The sequence below is a fragment of the Rubricoccus marinus genome (genome assembly GCF_002257665.1).
GTDB classification, from domain to species: domain Bacteria; phylum Bacteroidota; class Rhodothermia; order Rhodothermales; family Rubricoccaceae; genus Rubricoccus; species Rubricoccus marinus.
The window spans coordinates 3,366,851-3,393,009 of the sequence record NZ_MQWB01000001.1 but is presented as its reverse complement, the minus strand read 5'-3'; the positions used below and the strand labels follow the sequence as shown (position 1 = coordinate 3,393,009).

Here is a 26,159-nt window from a genome sequence, read left to right as displayed (position 1 = left end):
GCTGAACGCCTCTGGCGCCAGAGGCAGAAGCTGCGCGGTGAGCGCTACATGATCGCGACGACCCGGCGGCGGATGTCGGCGCGCTTCTCGTCCGTCTTGGACTGGATCAGCGACACCATTTGTTTGAGGCTGCCCCGCACGCGCTTCATGTTCTTGTCGTCGAACTCCACGTCGCTCCAGGTTGCTTTGACGCGGTCGCGAACTTGTCTCCAGTCGCGGTTCATCTTCGGGGTAGCCATTTTCAATCGCGCTCTTCAGCGCCGGGTTATAGTACGTCGGTGTTGTATATACACGACCTACATAAAGTGGTTCCCGCAAGACCGTTAGGCTCTCCGGGCCTCTGGCGCGTGAGGCCGCCTAGTACAGCGAGCGGTTGAACACCGGGCGGTGCTGCCTCACGACCGGATCGCTTTCGCCGAGCGTCTGAAAGACGGCCACGATGAGCTTCCGCGCGCCGTCGTCGTCGTAGGCGCGGTCGCTCTGGACGATGTGGATAAGCGTGCCGAGCGCGGCGTCCACGTCGCCTCTGGCGAGCGCCGTGTGGGCGTTGGCGTAGGATTCCTGCCACGTGCCCTCGGGGTACGACTCGCGCAACAGGCTTTCGGCCAACGTGAGGATGGCCTCGGCCTCGGTGGAGAGCAGGCCGCTGGCGAGATCGCGCGCCCGCGCGGGGTCGTCGAAGACGGACAACTGGGCCAGGAGCAGGCGCGCCGCCTCCGCGTCTGAGCCGCTGGCGCCAGAGGCCTCCGCAGCGGTGACGGAGGCTTCGAGCGCTTCGAGCGCGCCGCCCCGGTCGCCGTCGTCCAGGCTCTGGCGGGCTTCGGCGAACAGGCGCCCGGCCTCGGTGGGAAGCACGCCGTCCAGCCACTGCTTGAGCATGTACTCCGGCAGCGCGCCGCTTTGCTCGGCGATCACCTCGCCGTCCACGAACAGCTTCATCGCGGGAATCCCGCGGATGCCGTAGCGCTCCATCAACTCCGGGTGCTGGTCCGTGTTGACCTTGCGAAGCAGCCAGCGCGGTTCGCCAGAGGCGGATTCCTCGTCGGCCATGCGCTCCAAGACGGGGCCGAGCACGCGGCAGGGGCCGCACCACGGCGCCCAGAAGTCGACGAGGACTGGCGTCTCGCGAGAGGCCGAGAGCACGTCGCGGCCGAAGTCATCGGTGTCGTACGTCGGGGCCTCTGGCGGTGTGCTAGACATGTCTCTGGAAGATGGGGCGAAAGTGGGTAAAATGGGGTACGGCTGCGCGCCAGAAGCGGTAGGGTTCAACGCGCCGTGCGCCTTCGCACCGCTTCTCTCGATCCTAGTTCCAGCCATGCTCCGCTCCCTCTCGCTTGTCGCCCTCGCGCTCACCCTCGCCGCGTGCAGCGGCCAGGCCCGCCGCACCGTCCAGGGCGCCGTCCAGGTGGCATCCGCCGACCAGCAGCCCGAGCCGGCCTCTGGCGCCCGTACCGCGTACGATCCCGCGACGGACAGCCTGCGGTTCACCGGCGAGGTGCACCTCCGCAACATCCGGCAACTCACCTTCGGCGGCAACAACGCCGAGGCGTACTGGAGCTACGACGGCACTCAGCTCGTTTTTCAGAGCGACTGGAAGCAGATCAACGACCAGGGCTGTGACCAGCAGTTTGTGATGAACGCCGACGGCTCGGACCTGTCCTCTGGCGAGAAGTACCAGCTCGTCTCCACCGGCCAGGGCCGGACGACGTGCGGCTACTTCCTGCCCGACGGCCGCGTGATCTATTCCTCCACGCACGCCGCCAGCCCCGCCTGCCCCACGACCGCGGCTGAGCGTACGCGCTCCTACGTCTGGGACGTGTTCGCCACGTTCGACATCTACGTCGCTAACGCGGACGGGACGGGCCAGGAGCTCCTCATCGGTGGCGAGGGTTACGACGCCGAGCCAACGGTCAGCCCCGACGGCAAGTACGTCATCTTCACCTCGACGCGCAGCGGCGACCTAGAGCTGTACCGCTACGAGCTGGCCTCTGGCGAGACGATCCAGCTCACCGACGAGCTGGGCTACGACGGCGGCGCGTTCTTCTCGCCCGACAGCAAGCAGATCGTGTGGCGCGCGAGCCGCCCAACGGGCGAGGACGCCGAGACGTACCGGAGCCTCTTGCGCCAGAACGCCGTGCAGCCCGGCGCGCTCGACCTCTACGTCGCCAACATCGACGGGACGAACAAGCGCCGCGTGACGCAGCTCCCGGGTGCCAACTGGGCGCCGTTTTTCCACCCGAGCGGCGAGAAGATCCTCTTCGCAAGCAACCACCACACGATGGCCGAGGGCGGGCGCGAGTTCGACCTCTTCCTCATCGATATCGCCTCTGGCGACCTGGAGCGCGTGACCTACTCCGGCACGTTCGACGCCTTCCCAATGTTCTCGCCCGACGGCACGAAGCTGGTCTTCGCCAGCAACCGCCGCGGCGACCGCGCCGACTCCCGCGACACCAACGTCTTCGTCGCGGACTGGGTGGAAACGCCCACACCGGCGGACCGGGCGTTCACGACGCGGTAGCCGCTGGCGCCAGCGGCGCGTGAACGTTTCGCGACCTCGCCTCTGGCGGCAACCGGCTGAAAGCCGCGAGGTACTGCGCGCCTCCACACCGTCCGCTCCGCGGACACGCCGGTGACTCCTGTTGCCCCCCGCCAGCCCCGTCGCGTTTCATCCGACGACCTGGCACTGTTTGGATTCCTGGGACTGATCGTCCTCAGCATCGTGTTCATCCTCGTGCTCGGCATGTCCGGGCACCTGATGTAGCACGGCCTCTGGCGGGGGGCCACCACACCCCCGCCAGTTGTGGATTAGCGCACGACGGTAAAGGTGCGCATCAGCGCCTGACCGCCTACGAGGAGGCGGCAGACGTAAGTGCCGGGCGCGAGCCCGCGCACGTCGAACCGAACGGTGTGCTCGCCTGCGTCTCGCGCGCCCTCCGTTGCGACGGCGAGGGAGCGGCCGAGCAGGTCGGTCACGTCCAGCCGCACGTCGTCTTGGGGCGCGTCCAGGGTGAACGCGAACGCGATGTCGCCAGAGGCGGGGTTGGGCGCGGGCGTGCGAAGCGCGAAGGGCTCTGGCGCCTCGGCGCGGACCAGAACGCGGACCTCGGCCTGAGCCAATCCGCCCCGCCCGTCGGCGAGGGTGTAGCCGAAGGTGTCCTCGCCGGTGAAGCCCGGCGCGGGCGTGTAGCGCGCCGCCAGAGGCCCGGCTGCCTGGACGCTGCCGTGCTCAGGCGCGAGAAGCGCCGCCACCGTTAGCGCGTCGCCGTCGTCGTCCCGGTCGTTGGCGACCAGCGCGATCTCAACGGATTGCCCCATCGCGGTTTCTGCGCGGTCTGCCACCGCCAGAGGCGCCGCGTTGTCAGTCGGTGTGAGGAGGAAGGCGCGAGGCTGGCCGTTGAAAAGCCCCGTCCCGGCGATCTGGCCCGCGTCGTTGATGCCGCGCGCTTCCAGCAGCGTCCAGCCCGGCACGTCGATGATCGTCCCGAGGTCGAGGGTTTGGCCGTCCACCCACAACACCGCGCGCGTCTCGATCGCGCCAGAGGCTCCCGCCTTCTGCACCTCCGCGCCTCTGGCGGAGCGCTTGATGCTGGATGTTTCGGCAGGCGCACCGCCGCCCAGCGTCTGGGCCTCTGGCGCCAGGCGCCCGCCCAGCGGGAGCGGCCCGCGCGCGGGCGCACCGCCGCTCTTCGCAGCAGGGCCTGCTTCCGCGCCAGAGGCGCCTACCACCCAGCCCGCGCTGTTGATGGCGTACGCCTCGGCAAAGCCGCCGCCGAGGCCGTCCAGCACCTCTGGCGCGCCTCCCCCGGTCCAACGGACCGCGCTGACGTCGCCCGTGCCGTTGCCGATACTGCCCACGACGACGCCCGAGACGTTCGCGGCGTAGGCGCGCCCGTCAGCGCCGGAGAGCAGGTCTGCGCCGGCAAAGGCGCGGGCGTCCACGTCAGACTGCGCATAGCCGACGACGAGGCCAAGCGGGGAGACGCCGAACGCCTCGCTGCGCGCGAGCCCGAACGTGCCGAGCGGCGTGGCCGCGCCGGCTTCGTCCCACGCCAGCGCCTCGATCCCGCCAGAGGCCGGAGCGGACGAGCCCACCGTCGCGCCGCCCTCGCGCACGCCGTAGGCGTTGGTAAGCGTGCCGCCCAGCCCGGGAAGCGTGCCCGTCCCCGTGCGGAACGCCTCGGCCTCGCCGCCCGCGCCGTACTGCACGCCCACTACGGTTTGCCCGTCGATGGCCGTCGCGAAGCCCGAGGGCGCGCCTGGCAGGCCGAGGGCCTCTGGCGTGGCGGCGCCCGTTCCGGTGCGCCAGAGCGTGGGGCGGAGCGCGCCCCCGGCGTCCTCCGCCGTGCCGACCACGCGGCCGTCGGCGGCGACCGCCATCGCGGCGGATCGCGCGCCACCAAGCGTCCCCAGGTCCGTCAGCGCGAAGCGGTAGGCCTGCGCCGTGATGGTGACGGTGGCCGTCGCGGTCGCGCCCTGCGGATCGGAGACGGTGTAGGTGAACGTGTCCGTGTCGCTAAAGCCCGAGGGCGCGGTGTAGCGGATCTGCCCGGCCTCTGGCGCAGCCGTGCCGCCAGAGGCGGGCGTGCCGACAGACGCGATGGTGAGCGCGCCGCCTTCGGGGTCCTCGTCGTTGGCGAGCACGTCGATCAGGACCGAGTCGCCGGGGCGGACGGGCGCCGCGTCGTCGCGCGCGATGGGCGGGAGGTTGGCGCCGCTGACCGTTACGGTGACCTCGGCGGTATCGGTGAGATCGCCGTCCGTGACGGTGTAGGTAAACGCGACCGTGCCGTTAAACCCGGACGCGGGCGTGAACGTGACCGTGGTGCCGTCGGTCGTGGCCGTGCCGCCAGAGGCGGGCGGCGTGACGCTCGCGACGCTCAGCGCGTCGCCGTCCGGGTCCGAATCGTTGGCCAGCACGGCGATCTCGACGGCCGTGGCCTCTGGCGTGACGGCGCTGTCATCGCTCGCCAGAGGCGCGTCGTTGACGGGCGTGACGGTAATGGTGACCGTGGCCGTCGCGCTCCCGCCGGCGCCGTCGGCGAGCGTGTAGGTAAATCGGTCCGTGCCGTTGAAGTCCGGCGCGGGCGTGTAGGTAACGGTCACGCCGTCGGTCTCGGCGGCGCCAGAGGCGGGCTGCGTCACGCTGGAGACCGTCAGGGCGTCACCGTCCGGGTCGCTGTCGTTCGCGAGGACCGCGACCGTTACGGCCTGGTCCTCTGGCGTCGTTGCGTCGTCGTCGGCCGCCAGAGGCGGAGCGTTGCCGCCGACGGTGACGGTGACGGTCGCCGTCGCGGTCAGCGCGCCGTCCGAGACCGTGTATGCAAAGCTGTCGGTCCCGCGGAAGCCGGGGGCGGGCGTGTAGGTCACCGTCTCGCCGTTGGTCGCGAGCGTGCCGTTGGCCGCGCCGGTCGCCTCCGTGACGGTCAGGGCGTCGCCGTCCACGTCGGAGTCGTTGGCGAGGACCGCGATCTCGACCGCCTCGTTCGGGCTCGTCGACGCCGCGTCGTCCTGCGCCAGAGGCGCGTCGTTGACGGGCGTGACCGTGACCGTGACCGTCGCCGTGTCCGTTCCGCCGTTGCCATCGCTCGCGGTGTAGGCAAACGTGTCGGTGCCGAAGAAGTCGGCCTCTGGCGTGTACACGACCGTCGCGCCGTCCGTGGTGGCGGTCCCGTTGCTGGGTTGGGTAAGGCTGGAGACCGCTAGTGCGTCGCCGTCGGCGTCGGCGTCGTTCGCGAGGACGGCGATCGTGATCGCGGCGTCCTCGGCCGTTGTCGCGGCGTCCGCCTCCGCCAGAGGCGCGTCGTTGACGGGCGTCACCGTGACCGTGACCGCCGCCGAGGCCGTGAGCACGCCGTCGGTGATGGTGTAGGTAAAGAGGTCCGTCCCGTTGAAGTCCGGAGCGGGCGTGTACGTGACCGTCGTTCCGTTGGTCGTGACCGAGCCGCTGGCGGGAGTGCCGAGCGCGGAGACCGTGAGGGCGTCGCCATCCGGGTCGGAGTCGTTGGCGAGGACCGCGATCTCGACGGCCTGATCCTCTGGCGTGCTCGCCGCGTCGTCGGCAGCCACCGGCGCGTCGTTCGTGCCGCCGACCTGCACCGTCACGGTCGCCGTATCGGTCCCGCCATTGCCGTCGGCGACGGTGTAGGTGAAGCTGTCCGTCCCCACAAAGTCTAGCGCGGGCGTGTAGCGGACCGCCGCGCCGCCCTCGATGATCACCGCGGCGCCAGAGGCCGGCGCGGTCACGCTCGCGACGTTCAGCGCGTCGCCGTCGGCGTCCGCGTCGTTGGCCAGCACGTCGACGCGGACCGCGGTGTCCTCTTGCGTTGCGACGGCGTCGTTCTGCGCCACCGGCGCGTCGTTGACGGGCGCGACGGTCACGGTCACGGTGGCCGTATCGGTCCCGCCCGCGCCGTCGGCGACGGTGTACGTGAAGGCGTCCGTCCCGAAGAAGTCGGCCTCTGGCGTGTAGCGCACGCGCGTCCCGCCGCTCACGATCACGGCCGCGCCAGAGGCCGGTTGGGTGACGCTCGCGACCGTGAGCGTCTCGCTGTCGATGTCGGAATCGTTCGCGAGCACCTGAACGGTGACCGGCGTGTCCTCGTCGGTCGCGGCCTCGTCGTCGGTCGCCAGCGGCGCGTCGTTGACGGGCGCGACGGTGACGGTGACCGTTGCCGTATCGCTGCCGCCGGAGTCGGTGATGGTGTAGGTGAAGCTGTCGGTCCCGAAGAAGTTGGATGCGGGCGTGTAGAGAATCGCTGCGCCGTCCACCTCCACGGCGCCGTTGCCGGGCGCGGTCGTGGCCGTGATCGCCAGAGGCTCGCTGACCCGGCTCTCGTCGTTGGCGAGCACGCTGATGCGGACGGCGGTGTCCTCGGGCGTTGCCGCGGCGTCGTTTCGCGCGATGGGCGGCAGGACAACAGCGGTGACCGTCACCGTTACGGTGGCGGTGTCTGTCCCGCCCTCGCCGTCGCTGACGGTGTAGGCGAACGAGTCCGTGCCGGAGAAGCCCGCCACTGGCGTGTACCGCACGGCGGAGCCGCCGGCGATGATCTCGACCGAGCCGTTGTCGGGCGTCGTCGTCTCGGCCACGCTCAGCGTGCCGCTGTCCACGTCGGCGTCGTTGGCGAGCACGGCGATGGTGACGGGCGTGTCCTGATTGGTCGTGGCCTCGTCGTCCTGCGCAACGGGCGCGTCGTTCACGGGCGAGACCGTGACGGTCACCGTTGCCGTATCGCTGCCACCGGAGTCGGTGATGGTGTAGGTGAAGTTGTCCGTCCCGAAGAAGTCCGCCTCTGGCGTGTAACGGATGCGCGTGCCGCCGTTGGTGAGCGCGAGGGCGCCGTTGGCGGGGGCGGTCGTCGCCGTGATCGCCAGCGGCTCGCTGACGGTGCTCGTGTCGTTGTTCAGCACCTGCACGGTGACCGGCGTGTCCTCGGGCGTGGTCGCCTCGTCGTCGCGCGCCAGAGGCGGCGTGGCGCTCTCGATGCCCGTTCCGGTGACCTGGACGGTTACAAAGCTGCTCTCCTCGGAGTCGGACTCGACGAATATCTGCCCCTCGAAGGCGCCGGCCTCTGGCGGCGTGAACGTGATCGCTACGTCCACGCTCGCGCCGGGCGCGATCAGGACGGCGTCGTCGAAGGCGGCGGCAAAGGCGGGCTGGGCGCCGCCCTCGTACACGTCGAACACGGTCAGCGGCGAGCCACCGGTGTTGCTCAGCTGAAGCGTGCGCGTCTCCGTCGTGCCCGCCGCGACCTCGCCAAAGCCGAGGGCCTCTGGCGAGACGCTGAGGACCGGACCGCCCGCGGCGGTAAACGCCAGGAGCCCGTCGTACGTCGGCACGATCACGCGGCCCTGGTCGTCCAGGATCGGCGCCCGCTCCAGCCGGGCGTCGATGGGCGTGGTGGAGAGGACGGCGCCAGAGGCGGCGTCGAGGACGAGGAGCGCGCCCGTCTCGCCGGGAAACCGGCGGAGCACGTAGGCCTTGCCCAGCGCGTCAAGCGTGACGGCGGACGGGAACGTGTTCTCACCGAGGTCCACCTCCCACACGGTCTCGCCAGAGGCCACGCTCAGCGCGACCAGGCTGTTTCCGCTCTGAGCGAACGTGAGCGGCGTTGCCCCCGCGAGGTAGCCGGGCGTCTCACCCTGCGTCACGCCGACGCGCTCCCAGATCTGAGAGCCCGTCTCCAGCCCGAGCGCGACGAAGCGCTCGTCCAGCCCCACCAGCACGCGCCCATCGGGCGTGAGGGTGGGGGAGCGGGTGACGCCCTCGAATGCCGCGTTCCACCGGAACGAGCCGTCGGCCGCGAAGGCGACGACGTTGCCGGCGGAGCTTCCCGTCACCACCGTTCCGTCCTCCGCCACGGCGGGCGAGGACAGCGCGAAGCCGCCCAGGTTGCGCTCCCACTTGAGCGTTCCATCCGGGTTGACCGCGAAAAGCTTCTGCGCGTTGGAGGCGATGTAGACCGTGCCATCGGGCGCGATGGCGGGCGAGGTGTTGACGCGATCCCCAGCGTTGAAGCGCCACTTCTGGCTGCCGTCCGGATTGATGGCATACAGGCCGCCGTCGCTAGAGCCGGAGTAGATCGTGCCGTCCTCGGCGACGGCAGCGCTGTTGCGCACGCCGCCGGTTTCGGCCCGCCACCGCTCGGTCCCGTCCGGGTTGACCGCGAACAGGAAGTCCCCGATGTCGGACGTGTAAAGCGTGCCGTCCTCGCCCAGGACGGGCTGGTTGACGAGCGCGAAGCTGACGCCCGCGTCGTACTCCCAGTCCAGCGCGAGGCCGGTCGGGCCCTCCACCGGCGCCTGGTTCGTGTGGGCGAGGTCGCCCCCCTGCATCGGCCACGGCGAGTCCGCGAGGCCGGGGCCGCCCGCGCCAGAGGCCCGCAGCAGCACGCGCGTGGGCTCGTAGACGACCTCGAAGCCCGCCGGCAGATCGGTCTCGTCGAACGAGCCCGCGAGCGCGTTGGCCGTCACGATGGCGTACTCCGCCCCGGCCTCTGGCGCGTACCCGTCGGCGAGGCGCACGCGGAGCGTGCCGGAGAGCGTGGCCGTGCGCGTGACCGTGAGTTGGTCGTGCCCCGTCCCCGGCTCCGTCCCGCCGATCCCGATGTCCAGCGTGCCCGGTCCGGCCGCCCAGTTGCCGCGGACGGGGAGGATGGCCGTGCCGCCGTCCGAGTCCTCTGGCGCCACGACGCCGCGGTTTACGAGGGCGCCGGTGCCGTTGTCCAGGTCGATCTGGCCCTCACCTTGGAGCCGCCCGTCCGGCGTGTTGTCCCACGTGCCCGTGATGCGGGTGCCTGCGCCCAAGACGCTCGCCGTGCCGGTGTTCTCCACATCCCAGGCCATCGACCAAGAGAAGTCGCCCGTAAACACGAGGTCTCCCTGGAGGTCCAGCGTTCCCCCGGTGCCTTCGGTGCGCCAGTCCGGGCCGTCTGCCGAGAGGTCCAGCGCCGCGCCGGGCTCGATCACGAGGCGCCCGCCGTCGCTCACGGTCGTCCGGGCCGAGCCGGGCCACGCGGCGGTCTCGCCAGAGGCGACGGTCAGGGTGCGGCCTTCGATGCGCTTGTACCAGCTCGCCGAGCCACCATTCTGGAGCGCTGTCAGGCCACCCTCGAACCGCGTTTCGCCCTCGCCCGCGTGGACCCCGCCCGTCCACGTCGTGAGCCCCCGAACGGTCAGCGTGCGGGGGCCTTGCACGCGGGCACTGGAGTTGGCGTGCTCGAACGCGCCCGTTACCGTCAGGTCCGATCTCAGGTCGAGCGTGCCTCCAAAGCCGATAGCGAGGCTGGGAACCGTCGAGGCCAGCCCCGGCTCCAGGATCAACGTTCCCCGGTTGCCGCCCACGATGAGGCCGTCGCCCGCGAGGCGCTCCAGCCCGATGCCCTCGCGCAGGGTGAGGGAGCCGCCCGCCCCCCCGAGGCCGCTGGCGTCCTTGATCGCGAGCGTTCCGCCGACGTCGAACGCGCCAGAGGCCGTGACGTCACCGCGCGCCACGCCCAGAGTCGCGCCGGGGCTGACGAGGATCTGGCTCGACGGGGTCAGAAGGACCGAGGTGCCGTCGGGCGTGCCGAACACCAGGCTTCCGGCCGTGACCCTGTAGGTGCCGCCTTCGTCCGTGAGCGCCCCGCGGATCTGGATCTCTTCGTCCGCTGTCTCTAGCTGCAGCGTGCCGCTGATCTCGCTGTCCCAATCCAGCCGGAAGGACGGGAACGAGGACGCGCTGCGGACCAGCGTGCCATCGACGTCGAGGACCGGCGGGGCGGTGCTGCCCGCCTCCACCCAGAAGCCGCGGTACATCTGCCCGACCGAGAGGTCCAGCGTGGCGCCCTCCTGAATCTCCAGCTCGGCGCCGTTGGCGCCGAAGAAGTACCACGCCTCGTAGGTGTTGCTCGTGCCGCCGGGGAGCACCAGCTTCGTGCCGTCCAGCGCCTTCGTGTACGACGCCGACGCGCCCTCGCCGATAAACGAGACGCCGCCGTTGGCCTCTACCGTTCCGCCGCCCTCGATGCGCCCGCCGCGCCACGTCAGGCGCCCGCCCACCGTGACGGCCTCTGGCGCCGAGAGCCGCGAGGACTGGTCCCAGAGCGTGAGGTCCCCGCTTACCGCCAGAGGCCCGTTGAGGTTGAGCACGCCCTGGAAGTCGATGTAGAGCGAGGCGACGGAAAGCGGCGCGGTGCGCGCGAGCGTGACCGTCGCGCGTTGCCCGATGCGGAGCGCGTCGCCGCCGAGCCGCTCCACCGAGAGCGATGCCGGAAGCGTCACGGCCACGCCATTGCCGCCGACGTTGGCGTCCGTGCCGAGCGCGAGCGTGCCGCCGTTGTCCAGCAGGCCACGGAGTTCGAGGTCGCCTCTGGCGAGGCCGAGCGTGGCGCCAGAGGCCACGAGGAACTGGCTCCCCTCGCCGAAGACGACCGGCACGTCGTCCGACGGCCCGAGCACGAGCGTGCCCGCCCCGGCGCGGTAGGTGGCGTTCTGGTCCTCGAAGGCGCCCTCGAACACCAGCTTGGCCTCTGGCGCCGTCACCGCGACCTCGCCGGCGACCCGCGCCCCCCATTGGATCTCCAAAGGCGAGCCCGCCGCCGAGCGCGTGAGCGTGCCGTCCACGACAAGCTGAGGAGCGAGCGTGGAGCCGGCGCCCACGCGGAACACGTTGACAGTCCCGCTCTCTGAGAACTCCAGCGTGGCGCCTTCCTGCACCTCCAGGGTGCCGCCGTTGAGCCCATAAAAGTACCAGGCCGCGAAGTCGCTTTCGGTCCCGGAGGCGAGCACGAGCCGCGAGCCGTCCAGGTTTTTGACGTTGCCGGATGATGCCGAGGCTCCTGTAAACGTCGCGCCGCCTCTGGCGAGAACGGTGGCGGGCGCAGCGGCGTCGCTCTGGAAGGTGCCGCTCTTCCAGCGCAGGCGCCCGTCGATGGTGAGGTCTTCGGGCCCGGTGATGCGTGCGTTCGCGTGGTCGAAGCGCACGTCGCCGCTTACCGCCAGAGGCGCACTCAGCGCGATGGACGCGTTGATGGCCGTCAGCGAGAGCGAGCCGATGGTCAGCGGCTCGTCCACGACGGTCGCGGCGTCCCGAAGGTCGACCACCGCGTCGGCGCTGGGGCCGGGCGTTGTGCCCGTGCTCCAGTTCGCGCCGTCGCTCCACGAGGTGCCGTCGCCACCGCCGGTCCACGTCACGGTCTGCGCCAGCGGCGCGCCCGCGAGGAGCACGAAGAAGAGCGAGGAAACGAGAAAACGAAGCACGGAGTCGGGGGGCGAAGGCGCGCCAGCGGCGGCATCGGGGAGGCTCGGTCACTTCCCACTACATGGATTTGGCGCCCACCTCGTCACCTGACCGAAAAAAAATGAGCGCCGCGTGACGAGGTGCCGCGGAAAACCATGTAGAGGGGGGTGAGCCGCCCGCGCCCCCACGTGCTTTTTCGCTTCCCTCTCCTGATCCTAACCCTCGCGGTCCTCGCGCCAGAGGCCCTCGTGACGGGCGCCCGCGCGCAGACCTCGCTGGGCCCGCTGGAGCTCAGCGGCTCGGTCACGGCCTCTGGCGAGGCCTACGGCGCCAGCGGCATCGAGGCGCGGCGGCCGGGGCTGCTGGGGCGCGTGGGCGCGAACGCGCGGTTCTCGCTTTTCGGCATCGGCACGCGGCTCTCGCTCTCGCTGTCCAGCGACGAGGGGACCGAGTTTCGCCAAGACCTCGACCGCATCCGGCTCGCGACGCGGTGGTCCTGGGGCGGGGCCGAACTGGGCGACGTGTCCCCGACCCTTTCGCCGTACGTGCTCTCCGGCCTCACGCCGCGCGGCGGGTTGCTTCAGCTCCGCCGCTCCGGCATCGAGGTCCTCGCTGGAGGCGGGCGCACGCGTCAGGCCGAGAGCGGCATCACCGCCGAGGGCAACGCGGCCTCTGGCGCCGGGCTCCAGGCCTACGAGCAGTACCTGTGGGCGGGCCGCGTGCGCGTCGGCAACCCGAGCGGCACGTTCGGGGGGCTCTCTCTCGCCGTCGCGCGCGATGTCGCAGGATCGCTCGACGAGTTTGGCCTCGACGCCGAGGACTTCCTCCTGCGCCCCCGCGCCAGCGCGACGCTCGCGCCAGAGGCCGGCGTCTCCTTGCTGGACGGCGCGATCCGCCTGCGCGGCCTGGCAGCTACGAGCGCGTTCACGCCCGATCTGGACGCGGCCTCTGGCGACGGCGAGATCCCCGGCTACCTCCGCCCGCTGGCGGTCTCGCGCGCCGGGGCCTTCGCGCAGAACGCCTACGAGGCCGACCTCTTCGCCGACCTCGCCGCGCTCGGCCTTGCGAGCGACCTGGGCCTGGCGCTCGACGCCTCCTACAGCCGCGTCGCCCCCGGCTACCGGACCCTTGGCGCGCCGCGCCTGCGCGACGACGAGGCGACGTTCCGCCTCCGCCCCCGCGCGACGATGCTCGAAGGCCGCCTGGCGCTCACCGGCGACTTCTCGCGCACGGCCACCAACCTCTCGGACCAGGAGATCGCCTCTGGCGAGCGGCTGGGCTTCGGCGGGACGGTCCTCGCGCGGCCGACCGAATGGCTGAGCCTGACCGCCGCCTACAACGGGCTCCGCAACGAGCGCGAGGCGGGCGTCTTCGGCTCGGGGCCACAGGCCACGCCCGATCCCGGCCTGCTCCAGACCACCCAGACCGTTACGCTCGCGCCGACGCTGAGCCTCCGCCGCGAGTCCGGCCTCACCCACACCGCCACGCTCGCCACCACGCTTGTCCGCTCGCGCGACCGCTCCGCCGACGTGCTGGACGGCACGCGCCCCGGCGCCGAGGCCGACAACGCCTCTGGCGCGGCCAGCTACGCGTTCGCCGCGCCCTCCGGCCTCACGCTCACCGCCACCGCCGACGCCGCCCGGTCCGCGCTGGGCGAGAACAGCTCGCTCCGCACCGGCCTCACGCTCGGCGCCGGGCAGGCCTTTCTCGAGCGCGCCCTCAACCTCGCCGCGAGCGCGGGCGTCGCGCGCACGACGGCCGACTACGCCGTCGGCAGCTTTACCCAGACCCATTTCACCGGCACCCTGACCGGCACCTACCGCCTCGCCTCTGGCGACGCGCTGCGCCTCCAGGTCACCGGCTTCACGTCCGCTGCCGACGCCGGCGCGCCGTCCTTCCAGGAGGTCCGCGCCCGCGTCGCCTACAGCCGCCGCTTCTAGCCCATGCGACGACTGCTCGCTCTTTTCGCTCTCCTCTCCCTCGCCGCGCCAGAGGCCGCCGCCCAGGGGACGGTCCAGACGCAAATCCTCGGCGTGCCGCCGTCGCTCTCGTCGCCGTACCTCAGCGAGCTCGTGCGCGACGTCGAGATCGGGCGCTACCCGCTCCAGATCCTCTACTCCGCGCCCACCGCCGAGCCGCTGGAGGTGCGTCTGCGCCTCGCGATCACCGTCGACGGCCGGCCTCTGGCGGACGCCGAGAGCGCGCCCTTCGAGGTCCGCCCCGGCGCGACGACGCTGCCCCTGGCGGGGCCCGACGTGCGGTTCGATACGCCACTCGAAACCCTCCTCGCGACGGCCTCTGGCGCCGACGGCGAGACGATCCGCCAGACCGGCGCGCTGCCCGAAGGGCTCTACCAGCTCACCGCCGAGGCCGTCCCGACCGACCCGGCGCAGTTCGTGACCTCGGTCCCGGGCACGGCCATTTTTACGGTCCGCTACGCCGAGCCGCCCGTCCCCATCACGCCGCCCGAGCAGACGACCGTGCTGCAAGACGCGCCCGTTTTCGCGTGGACCGCCGTGAGCGCGGCCCCGGGAGCGGACGTGACCTACGAGTTCCGCCTCGTCGAAGTGCGCCGCCTGCAGACCCCGCTGGACGCGCTGCTCGCCAACCGCCCGTGGGCGCAGGTCACGCTGGGTGGCTCGTCGCTGACGTACCTCGCGAACACGCCGCCGCCCACGTCCTTCCCCGCCGCGGGCGACGTGCTGCCGCAGGCGCTCCGGCCGGGCCAACTCTACGCGTGGCAGGTCGTCGCGCGCGATGAGAACCGGCTCACCGCCTTTACCGAGGGCGGCGCGAGTGAGGTCCGCACTTTCCTCTACGACCCGTCGGCCTCTGGCGGGCAGGTCGCCGATCTCGACTTTCTGGATCTGGAGCCTGGCTTCGCGCGCCTTACCGGCCTGCGCGACGCCATCCTGCGCCAGAGGCTCACGCTCGACGTTGACGAGTTCGGCGCGCGGCTGGACGGCGCGGTCACGCTCGAACTGCAACTGCCCAGCGGGGCGGTCACGCAAACCGTGCAGGTCAACGATCTGGAGATCCAGCGCGTCGGCAATGAGCTGCCGGTTCTCGTCTCGGGCGGGCTCAGCGCGCGCGTCTCCCAGGGGCTCCTGGCGGGACTGGGCGACGGGTTGGACGAGGTGCTCCGCCTCCGCGCCGTGGAGTGGACCGTCGGCGGCGGGTTCACGCTGACGGACCCGCAGCTCGTCATCGCGGGCCAGACGATCCGTTCAGCGGGCACCGTCCGGCTCACGCGCAACGGCGTGGCGGGAACGCTCGTCGCCGAGGACGCCAGCGGCCTCGTCAAACTGGGCGAGGACCCCGTCTCGCTTGTCGTCACGCGCGTCCAGGCCGCGTTCCCCTCTGGCGAGACGCTTGCGGACGGCCGCCTCCAACTCTTCAACGGCCCCGAGTGCGACCTGGGCCGGCTCGCGCTTGCCGGCCCGGAGCTGACCGCCCAGGTCTCGTGCGAGGTCAACGAAACGCTCGCGCTTACTGGGGAGGCCTCTGGCGGGCTCGCCTCGCTCGCGCTCACGGTGGGCGGCGTGCGCGGCACGCTGACCGGCAACCTCGCCTCGGGTGACATTTCGCCCGCCCTCCGCGCCGACCTGACCGCCGCGCTCGACGCCCCGCAGGCCGCCTGCTCCGCCCTCGCCACGGTCGATATCAGCGCCTCTGGCGCGACCGCCCGCGAGCTCCGCCCGAGCTGCAACGCGGGCACGCTCGACCTCGGCATCGCGCGGCTGGACCTCGCGGGCCTCGACCTGAGCGGCCTGGCCTACACCGCGGCCTCGGCCGCCGCCACGCCAGAGGACGCGGGCTGGAAACTGGCCTCGCTCGACCTCGACGGCGCTCTCTCGTTCCCGGCTCTCGGCGTCTCGCTGCCACAGATGAACCTCGGCATCAGCGCCAGAGGCCTGGAGGTCCCCGCCATCACGGCCTCTGGCGTGAGCTTGGGCGCGCGGCCGGTCCGCCTGGGCGGCTTCGGGCTGGACCTGACCGAACTGACGCTGCCGGACCTCACGATCCCTCTCCCGTCGCTCGGCGGGATCCGCGCGAGCGCCGACAGCCTCGCGCAAGAGGCCGACAGCACCGCCCGCGCGTGGCGCTTCGCGCTGCGCAGCAAACTGAAAATGCCCGACACGCCCGCGATGCCAGCCTGCCTCCGAGGCCGCGAGGTGGACCTGGGCTCGGCGGGCTACGCCGACGGCGTGCTTACGCTGCCTCTGGCGGGAACGGCGTTCAATGGTTGTCGCCTGGAGATCGCGCCCGGCACGGCCGTCGTCATCGAGAGTCTGGGCGGCGAGCTGACCGCCGGCGTCTCGCTCCAGAGCCTGGACGTGCGCGATGGCGCGCTGGACCTCGCGGCGCAGCTCGAGCTCGGCGCGCCCTTTAGCTGCGCTGGCCCGGCCACTGCTGGCGCCGACCTGGATCTCTCCATCCTGCAAGACGGCAGCATCGCGGGCGTGGCTGAACTCCCCGCGCTCGCCTGCCCGTTCCCACTCGGCCCGATGGACGGGCGGGTGACACGCGCCACGCTGACCTTCGACCGGGCCTCTGGCGGCGGCACGCAGGCGTACCTCGCGAGCGACATCGAGATCGCCCTCAGCGACACGGACAACGCCGTCGGCTTCGCGGGCTTCGACCTGGACGCGGCGCGCATCGACACGCTCAGCGCTACCATCGCCGGGCCGTTCCAGTGGGCCGTCCCTTCGCCAGAGGCCGCGGCGCTGACCTTCGAGATTCAGGGCGCCACGCTGGGTCTGGGCGGCATCGCGATGGACGAGCGCCAGAAGCTGCTCTTCTCCGACGGCTCCGAGATCGGCGCCACGTTCGACGCCGTCCGCGTGCCGTTCGACCGGCTGGGCCTGGACGGCCGCATCCTCTTCGACGCGCCCTTCGCGCTCCAGGCTGGGCTGGATTCGTTCTCCGAGCCCGCCTTCCGCGCCGTGCCGGATACGGCCCGCCTGGACCTCGCGCCGGGCGCGCTGCTCTCGCTCGGCCAGGGCGTCGAGATCTCCGCCGGGCAGATCCGCACCAGCGGGCAGGCCCGCGCCGCCGTCCAGGCCGGCCCCATCGACGCCGAGGCCATCGTGGACTTCCAGGACTTCGGGCTCGACCTGTTCCCCTTCGGCGTCGCCAGAGGCGAGGCGGGCTTCTCCACAGCCTCTGGCGTCCGCGTCGCGGTCCTCGACGCCAGCGGCTTCCGCCTGGACCCCGCCTTTGCCGAAGGCCTCTTGCCCGACACGCTGGGTCTGCCGACCCAGGACGTGGCGTACGTCGTCTTGCGCGATCCGCAGGGCAACGCGCTCGTGGACGTGCAGGAGCTCGGCTCGGGCGGGATCGCAGTTTCCACGCGCGGGCCTCTGGCGCTCGCCGTACCGGCGCTAAGCGCGGCCACAGGCCAGGCGCCGAGCGTGGCGGTTCAGTTCACCGACCTCGCGCTGGACGCCAGCGGCCAGGTCTCGGCCGGCGAGGTCCGCGCCGCGCTCTCGCCCACGCTCTCGCTGGAGCCGTACGGCGTGCCCTTCGAGGTCCGCGAGCTCGTCTACGGCGAGCAGGACGTAGCGGGCGTGCCGACGTGGGGGCTCCACCTCGCGGGCGATCCCATCGCGTTTGAGCAAACGCTGGGCGACGCGGGCACGGCCTCGCTGTTGCTCTCCTCCAACCGCATCCGCGGCGGCCTCGCGCTCCGCGACCTCGGCGCCGACGTGACGCTCGCGGGCGACGCCTCTGGCGCGAGCGCGACGCTGACCGTGGACCGTCTGGACGCCCTGATCGACGTGCCGCTGGCGCTCGGTCCCAAGCCGGGCCTCGCCCTCACGCTCGGCGCCGACTTCGCGCTGCGCGACGTCAACGCCGACGAGCTCGCGGGCGTTGGCCTCGAAGCCGTCGCCAGAGGCGCCTCTTTCCAGGTCACGAGCCTCACGCCGCGCGCCAGCATCGACGGCCGCCGTCTGGACGCCGGGCCTCTGGCGCTGCGCGTGGACAGCCTCAAAACGCTCAGCCTCACGCCGCGGCAGGGCCAGGCGCCCGCCTTCGAGGTCGCGCTCGACCTTACGCTTCTCCTCGACGTGGAAGGCCCGGACGGCGCCACGCAGAAGGTCTCGGTCCCGCTCCAGTCCGCGACGGTCACCAACAGCGGCTTCCGTCTGCCCCGGCAGATGCTCTCCGCCAGCGGCCAGCCCGCGCTCAGCGTCCCGCCGGTCGCGTTCGGCCCGCTCTCGCTGGAGATCGTCACGCTGGACATCACGCGCGACCTCACGCTCCCGTGGGCGCTCAGCGTCCCCGACCTCACCGCGCTCCGCGCCGACCTGCTCCTCCGCCTGGACGAACTCGCCGACGCGGCGCCCGCGCTCGGCGACGATACCATCTTGCTCAACGGCGTCGGATACGATGGCGGCGTGTGGGTGGGCGCGATGGAGCCGTACACCTTCGACGACGCCGCAAGCGTCACGCTCAACCCGACCTCTGGCGCCGCGTTCGCGTTCCAGACCGCCAGCGGCCGCCTCTACCGCGATGGCAACGCGCAGGGCATCGAACTCACGCTGACGGGCGAACTCGACCCGCCGGACCTCTTCGCGCCAGAGGCCGCCTGCGTCCCTGCCGACGTGACGCTCACGCTGAACGCCGCGGGTGACTTCAACGGCGTTGCGAGCCCGTTCGTGCCGTGCGGCTCGCTCGCCTTCGGCCCCGCGACCGTCGCCTTTGCCGCGACCGATGCGGCGGCTCCCGCCGTCACCTCGTCCCTCGCGATCACCGTTTCGCCAGCGGCGTCGAGCGCGGTCTACGATGGCATCCTCGTCGGCACCTGGGCGCGCGAAAACGACCCGGACCTCCGCGCAGTTGGGCGCGGAACCGTCAACCTCCTCACCGGCGAGCTGGACAACGGCTTTATCGACTTCGCCGGGCCTCTGGCGCTCGGCGTGCCGTTCGGCTCGCCCGATCCGCTGTTCGCCTTTACCGTGGACGGCCTGCGGCTCACGCAAGACCGCGTGCAGGTCACCGGCGGCGGCACCATCGATCTGCCCGGCGATGCGTCATCGGCCTCGGTCAGCTTCACTGACTTCGCCATCGGCTTCTCCGGCGACGTCGTCGGCGGCAGCGCCACCATCCAGGCCGCCGCCGCGCTGGACCTCCAACTCGACGCCACCCTCGACTGGACGGTCGTCTCGCCTCTGGCGCCCGTGCCCGTCGGCGCCGCGGCGCGCCTCGCCGCCAGCGGCCAGGTCACCATTACGCCGCAGGGCGTCGGCTTCAATGCGGGCGGGACGGGCTTTATCGCGTACAACGGCGAGACGTACGGCAACCTCGACCTCGACTTCCGCCAGTTCCAGATCGGCCTGGACCCCGTCCGCGTGGCCTCTGGCGTGGTGGACTTCGAGGACGGCGGCAACCGCATCGCCTACCTCGACGCCAGCGGCTTCCACGCCGACTTTATCGGCGCCGCGCTCGCGCTCATCCCCGAGCGCATCGCGCTACCGACCGAGGACGTCGGCTACCTCGACATCGGCCCCGACGCCGAGGGGCAGTCGCGGCTCGTCGTCACCCGCGACGGCAACGGCACGACCGTCGCCACGGCGCCCAACCAGACCGTCGACCTCGTCTTGCCCGCGCTGGGCGCGACGGTCGTGCAGGCCGCCTTTAGCGTCACGCTGGACGACCTCGGCAACGTCGGCAACGCCTCGCTCTCGCTGACGGGCGCGACGGACCTCTCCGGTCCCACCGGCCTGCCCGTCACGCTCACGGCGCTCTCCTTCGCCAACGGCCAGCTCTCCGCCTCGCTCACGGCGGACCTCCCCGACGCGCTCACCGGCGCCGACTTCGCGCTCTCCGCGAGCGTCAGCGCCAGCGGCCTCGACAACATCGCGGGCGCGCTGGGGCAGTTCGCCGCCGCCTACGACGCCTCGCAAGAGGCCGTCACGCCCATCTACGAGGAGTCCTTCGGCCCCGTCCGCGTCGCCCTCCGCGGCGCCGAGGTGGCCTCTGGCGCCAGCGGCCGCGTGCTCCGCCTGTCGGGCCAGGTCTACTCCTCGCTCTACGCCGACGAGAACGGCGATGAACAGCCCATTCACGTCGTCCTCGCCTACGAGAGCGGCGCGTGGGGCGGCGAGATCGATGCGGGCAACCTCCCTGCCGAAGGTCTGGACATGGACTTCGCGACGTTCGAGCCCATCCCAGACGCGAACGACCCGCAGAAGGTCTGGGACTTCACGCTCAACGACCAGGAGCTGTCGCTTTCCGTCGCGGGCCTGTTCAAAACCGACCTGCTGGGCGACGGCTTCGCGCTTACCGTGCGCGATCTCACGCTCACCACGCGGGCGCCCTACGTCACCGTTGCCGCCCAGGGCGACCTCCCACCGCAGGCGCTCGACCTCTTCGGCGGCGTTCTCGCCCTTACCGCGACCGACATCGGCGCGAGCGTAGACGTCAACGGCGCGAGCGTGCTCATGGCCGTCGAACTCGACGGCTCCGCCGTCCTCCTCGACAAGACGCTCACGGTCGACGGCCTCCGCGTCCGCTCCGACGGAGACGTGTCGCTAGCCTCTGGCGAGGCGGTCCTGTTCCGCGACATCGCCGTCATCCCGGACGCCTTCGTCGTGGACGAGGTCAGCATCGTCGCCGGGCAGAACGTCGCCAGCGGCCTCGCGCTCAAGCTGGCCGCGACGGCGACGCTCCCCGCGCCCGTCGCGAGCAGCGCGTCCATGACCGCCCGCATCGACCGCACCGGCCGCCCGACGATTACCGGCCCTACGTTCGACTTCGCGAACAACCCCAACACGGAGTTCGCCATCCCAGGCGACTTCGGCACGCTCAAGCTCACCGCCGCCGCGCTCGACCTCAACATCGCGCAGCCCGCCCAGTCCGCGCTGCTGGCCACAGGCGTCCTCTACGTCGAGAACGACCGGAGCGACCCCACCAAGCACATCTACTTCGGCCAGGCCGCCGACATTCTGACCGACTACGGCGTGCGGCTCACGGCCTCTGGCGAGACCGCGTGGCGCGTGTCGTCGTCCAGCGTGTCCACGAGCAACCCGCTGGAGTTCGAGTACGACTTCTTCCGCTTTGCCCTTACGGCTCTCCAGATCGAGACCAACGTGCAGCGGCCGAATGGGGGCAACCTCCCGTTCCGCCTCACGCTCGGAGGCCGCGCCGGCTTCGCGCTGGACGCCGTGGAGGGCTCGGCGGGCTTCGAGGACTTCATCGTCTCCACCGAAGGCGTCGAGAACATCGGCCGTTTCGCCGGCGGCGCCACGTTCACGCTCTCGGAGATCTTCTCGCTCACCGTCGGCGAGTTCACCTACGCCGAGAACGAGACGCTGCAGATGGAGCGCCGGGCCTCTGGCGCCAGAGGCTCCGCGGAGACCGAGATGGTGGACGTGGCCGTGCGGCAGTACCTCCGCTTCGGGGACGGCGCCGCCAACCCCGCGCTGCGGATCTCGTTTACGGACGCCTTCGTGGGCGGCATCGCCGAGGTGCTGTTCTACGAGGAGACCAACGGCGCCTTCGAGATCGCGCTGACCGACGTGGAGATGGCGATGAGCGACGCCGCGAGCCTCAAGGCGTCCATGCGCTACCGCCAGGTCCCGAACGAGGGCTTCCTCTTCGAGGTCGCCGGTGGCGGCACCTTCGGTCAGACGGGCTTCGGCGCCGCAGGCAAAATCTCGACGCTCAACGACGAACTCCGCTTCGGCATCTTCGCCGCCGCGACGGTCCCGATCCCCATCATCCCCGTCATCATCGAGTTGGACGGCATCGGCGGCGGCTTCTTCTACCGGCCTGAGATCGACGACTTCAGGCTCGTCGAGACCGCGCTTGCCGGCGCCACCGCCAACGGGCGCCCGTTCCGGCTCGTCGGGCCCACGCCAGAGGTCAGCGATTTGAAGTTCGCGGCATTCCTCTACGCGGGCGCCTCGGTCATCAAAGAGCCCTCGATGGGCACCGCGATGCTGAAGGGGCACGTGCTCCTCACCGTCACCGACCAGTTCACCAAGCTAGACGTGAACACGACGATGTACGGGCAGAGCAACCCCGGCACCAACCTCCTCGCAGCCGACATGTACCTCACGGTCCTCTATGGATCGGGCGCCTCTGGCGTCGAGGGCGGCGTGGCTTTCTACGCCGAGTTCGGCCCCGCGCTGGACGCCGAGGCCGGGCTGGACTTCTTCGCGCTCAAGCAGGGCAGCGGCCCCGCTGTCTGGGGCATCGACGGCTACCTGGAGGCGGACGTGCTCTCCTTCCTCGAAGCCGACGGCGACTTCATGGCCGGCCCGGACGGGATGCTGCTGGACCTGACCGTCGAGGTCAGCGGCGACCTCGCCATCGTCTCGGCAGAAGCAGGCATGGACCTCCTTGTCTGGAACCTGCCGAACGGCACCAACCCGTTCGGCGCCTACGCCGGGCTCTACATCGGCTTCGACGTGCTCGGCGGCCTCGCCGCGCTCCGCGCCGACGCGAAGGGTCTTTTCCTGAAACGGAGCGACGCGCTCTACGAGGTCTACCTCGCGGGCAGCGCCACAGTCACCGTCGCCTTCGTCTTCGATGGCACCATCGCGGGGTGGGTCAAGGGCGACTCCCGCGGCGATGTGGACTGGGGCACCGGTCGTAACGCCGACCTGGACGCCGCCATCCAGCAGGCTCGCGCCGACGCCTCTGGCGCGCAGACCAAGGCGCAAGAGGCCCAGAGCGAGATGGCCGCAGCCAAGGACGCGCTCGCAGCCGCGCAGGCGGCCCTCGCGGCCGAGCTGGCGAACCCCGCCAACTACCGCGTGTCCGCCTCGGATATCCGCCTCGCGGGCACGCACATGCTCCTCGCCAACAAGGGACCGTGGGATGTCCCGGCCTCCGCCGCCAGAGGCCCGGTCCTGGACGCGGTGATCGCCGACGAGCGCGCACTGTTCGGCACCGCCGCGTTCTCGGACCCGGGCACGTATGAGGGCTGGCTCTATACCAACGTGATGCGCGGCTCGACCGCCGACCAGCAGTCCGGCTACTACGGCCAGCGCTCTGCGTCCACGCCGTTTGCGGGCAACGCGCACTCGGAGTCTCAGCCCGCCGTGCGCGCCTCCCAGGCCGACGCCGACGCCGTCGCGCAGAAGATCCAGGCTGTGAGCGCCGAGGCCGATCAGGTGGCGCAACGCTTGGCGGCCGCCCGGACCGTGCTGGGCTCCCTCGCCACCCAACTCCGAGACGCGACGACCTCTGGCGACCCGGCGGCCTTCAACGTCCCGAACCCCGTCTCCGCGATCCGCCCTGCCGTTGTTGGCGCGGGCGGGCAGGTGCTCCAAAGCCCCGGCTTCACCTACGACGTGGCCGCGTACGACGCAGGCGCGGACGCGCTCGACGGCTTCGACGCGGACCTCGCCGCTCTCGACCAGGCGTACCGCGACGCTTTGGGAGCGGCGGCAGCGAGCGCCAAGCTCGTGGACCTCGTGCTGGACGGCGCGAGCGCGGTCAACTGGGGCGCCGGCCTCCCCGACATCAGCGCCGTGGAGACGACCGGCACCGCGGTCAACGCCGTCGGCTACGGCTTTGTGAACGCATCGCTGGACCTGGACGGGTACTACGCCTACGCCGTGCAGCGCCTGTGGGACCTCCGCGAGTGGGCCTCCACGCGCGAGGCGCTCCTGCCCTCACTCCCGCTGGCCTCTGGCGGCGCGATGCGGACAGCCGTCCGCAACGCCGCGCACTGGAGGGACGCCTGGATGAACAACGGACTCTCTGCGACCGAAGCCCAGGAAATTGGAGAGGCCGGTGCGGAGAGGCTCCGCGCGATCTGGAAGTTCAACGGCAACGTGAGCGAGGGCACCTCGCGCGCCAACGACTTCATCGCGAGCGTCAACAATCTGCGCCAGAGTCCGAACAACACGACGCTCCGCAACAGCGTCCGCGCCACGTTCAACCAGGCCGCCGACCAGTTCTGGCTGGAGATGCCCAAGCGCGGGCTGGCCGAGGTCGTCACCGCGTCGGAGTCGGCCGTGCAACGCCTCGTGACCGCGTACGACGCGCAGCGGCCAGCGCTGACAACGGCGCACGCCACGTTTACGTCCACCATCGACGAGATGTACGGCCTCAAGGCCGGGATGCTGGTGTCCACATACGGCATGATTGAGCAGTACGAGGCGTGGCGGACAGACGCCGGCCTACCCGCGGCCTCTGGCGTGCGCAACGCTCGTGCGGACGTGGTGGACGCGCTCGCGCCGCCGGACATCGCCTACCTCCGCCTGGAAGGCGATACCGACGACGCCGGCCTGCGCATGGCCAGCGTGATCTGGGGCGTGGGGCACCCGGTTGGCGTGCCGGAATTGAGCTACGCCTTCCGCGTCAACGGCCCGTCGTTGGCGTCGGTCTACGATGATGTGCCGTACCTCACCTCAGGCACCGCGTCTCCGGGAGACGGCTGGTTCCCCGACGCGAACATCGCGATCCAGGAGTTCCCCATGCTGCGCCGCTCGCGCACGCAGACCGCCGCCCGCACCACGCTCTACGTCCGCGCCAGAAGCGCCGGCGGCGTGACGGCCACCCGCTACGTGCAGGCAACCGTGCCTCTGGCGGAGGGCGGCACGTCTACCCAGGGGCAAGGCGGATCGGTGGACGGCACGGACGCGACGCCGCCAGCGGTCCCGACGGCCGTCCTACCCAACACGCGCCGCGCAGGCACGACGTGGGCGCCGGATTCCTCACGCCTGGACCTCGTGCTGTCCTCCCGCGATCCCGAGAGCGGCATCGCGCAATGGGAGGTGGCGCTGGGCACCACACGAGGCGGAACAGACGTGCGGAACTGGGAGGTTTTCCAGGGCGACCGCAGCACCAGCACGCAGGCGACGGGCTGGGGCGGCTGGGGCGCGGGCGACGCCATCGCGGGAACCTTGTACGGCCTCAACCTCGGCTCCACGCCGGTCTACCTCTCCGTCCGCGCGACCAACGGCGCAGGCGCCGTGTCTTCGGTCTACACCCGCTACGAGGGGATCACGCACGACGCGACGCCGCCCGAGGTGACGCTGAGCGTGGCGCCAGAGGCCCCGGTTGTGATCCCGCCCGCCGGGCCGGCGGTGCAGCGCCCGGCGGTCCGCGCCCGCGCAGAGTGGGACGCGCAGCGCATCGAGTTCGACACGAGCGACATCGACGCGGAAACCGTTGACGTGACGTGGGACGGGAGCGATCCGGAAAGCGGGATCAGCCACTACGACCTGGGGTGGGTCGCGGCCTCTGGCGTCGCCCGGTTCGACTCCACGAACCAGGGGTGGGGTTGGAACCAGCAGAGCCGCTTCAACTCGCGGACGGCGGCCTTCCCGTTCCCCTTTACGGGCTCGTTCCGCATTATCGCGCGGGCGCAGAACCAGGCGGGTGGCCTGAGCGCGCCCGTCGTCACCGAGCCCATCCGCCGCGCGGACCCCACGCGGCCCACGACGCCGACCGTCCGCGTGTGGCCGGCTCTCGGCGGGCCCGTTCTAACCCTCTCGCGCGTTTCGCGGGACAACGAGAGCGGCATCCTGGGCTACCAGGTGGCCGTCGGGAGCGCCCCGGGCTTGGACGACCTCCGCGCGTGGCCGCGGGACTCGCTCCGTGTGGACTGGACCGTTCCGGAGGACGTCGCCCTGCGCCCGGCCGCGCAGCACCTCACATGGCGGTACGCCCGCGATGGCGAGCAGTGGGTCAGCGTCCGCGCCATCAACGGCCAGGGCGTCGCGAGCCGCGCCACCACGTCGCTCGTCGTCCACGACCCGACGGCGCCCGTCGTGAGTGAGGCCTCGGTCTCGTTCGAGAGAGACCGCGCGGGCCGCATCACCGCCCAGGTCCGCGCGACGCCGCCCCAGGACCCGGAAACCGGCGTCGTGTCTGCAACCGTCAAGGTGCGCGTGCCGCGCTTTGGAGGCCGCTCGCTCGTGGGCGCCACGACCGTTATCGAGGTGCCTCTGGCGCCGAACGGACAGGCCTCGGCTGGACTGACCGCGACAGAGGCCGCACGGCTGCCCGCTCCCGGCTCCGACATCGCGATCACCATTGAGGCTCGCAACGGGGTCGGCCGCACGTCCTCGCGCACGGCGTGGGTGGCGTACCAACCGCCAGAGGCCCTGCTGGACGCGTACGGCGCGTGCGTGATCGACGCTGAGGCCTCTGGCGTGAGCGCCCGCGAGGCCGTTCAGCAGTGCGTAGAGCGGGCAGGGATGCCCAGGCCGGACGCGGACGGACTCCGCCGCATGATCCAGGAGGAAGAAGAGCGCCGCCGCGGCGGAGGCGCCAGCGCCGCCCTGACGCGGTGCTTGGACAATTCGCTGGAGCTCGACCCCGCCGACGCCGTCCGGTCCTGCCGCGAAAACCTGGGCCTGCCTCGCCTGAGCGACCCCGACCTCAAGGCCGCCGTCGCCGCCGAGGAGCAGCGCCGCGCGGCCCGGTGACGCGCCGCGCCGGCTTTCTCGGTGTATAGAATGACGACCGATCC

The 26,159-nt window shown here is 71.4% G+C and carries 7 protein-coding genes; 4 read left to right on the top strand and 3 right to left on the bottom strand.

Going from position 1 to position 26,159, the window contains the following annotated elements; all coding sequences use genetic code 11:
• Window positions 1-44 precede the first annotated feature (44 nt).
• Together BSZ36_RS14335 and BSZ36_RS20110 are read right to left on the bottom strand one after the other, a co-directional pair.
• The gene (locus BSZ36_RS14335) at window positions 45-239 is read right to left on the bottom strand and encodes a hypothetical protein (protein WP_143536911.1); all 195 of its coding nucleotides are present in this window, start codon (window positions 237-239) and stop codon (window positions 45-47) included.
• 118 nt (window positions 240-357) lie between these two features.
• On the bottom strand, window positions 358-1,200 hold the full coding sequence (locus tag BSZ36_RS20110) for a tetratricopeptide repeat protein (protein WP_094550138.1): 843 nt from the start codon (window positions 1,198-1,200) through the stop codon (window positions 358-360).
• Window positions 1,201-1,315: 115 nt separating this feature from the next.
• Between BSZ36_RS20110 and BSZ36_RS14325 the strand changes: the two genes are divergently transcribed.
• Together BSZ36_RS14325 and BSZ36_RS20050 are read left to right on the top strand one after the other, a co-directional pair.
• Window positions 1,316-2,518, top strand: coding sequence for a TolB family protein (locus BSZ36_RS14325; RefSeq protein ID WP_094550136.1), 1,203 nt, complete (start codon window positions 1,316-1,318; stop codon window positions 2,516-2,518).
• A 111-nt stretch (window positions 2,519-2,629) separates the two neighbouring features.
• The gene (locus tag BSZ36_RS20050) at window positions 2,630-2,761 is read left to right on the top strand and encodes a hypothetical protein (protein WP_281253157.1); all 132 of its coding nucleotides are present in this window, start codon (window positions 2,630-2,632) and stop codon (window positions 2,759-2,761) included.
• Window positions 2,762-2,805: 44 nt separating this feature from the next.
• On the opposite strand, the gene BSZ36_RS14320 is transcribed toward BSZ36_RS20050, so the two are convergent.
• Window positions 2,806-11,739, bottom strand: a complete 8,934-nt coding sequence (locus BSZ36_RS14320; protein ID WP_094550134.1) for an Ig-like domain-containing protein — start codon at window positions 11,737-11,739, stop codon at window positions 2,806-2,808.
• Window positions 11,740-11,907: 168 nt separating this feature from the next.
• Between BSZ36_RS14320 and BSZ36_RS14315 the strand changes: the two genes are divergently transcribed.
• A complete protein-coding gene (locus tag BSZ36_RS14315) occupies window positions 11,908-13,659 on the top strand; it encodes a hypothetical protein (RefSeq protein ID WP_094550132.1) in 1,752 nt (583 codons plus the stop codon).
• 3 nt (window positions 13,660-13,662) lie between these two features.
• Window positions 13,663-26,115, top strand: a complete 12,453-nt coding sequence (locus BSZ36_RS14310) for a hypothetical protein (RefSeq protein WP_094550130.1) — start codon at window positions 13,663-13,665, stop codon at window positions 26,113-26,115.
• The last annotated feature ends 44 nt before the right edge of the window (window positions 26,116-26,159 follow it).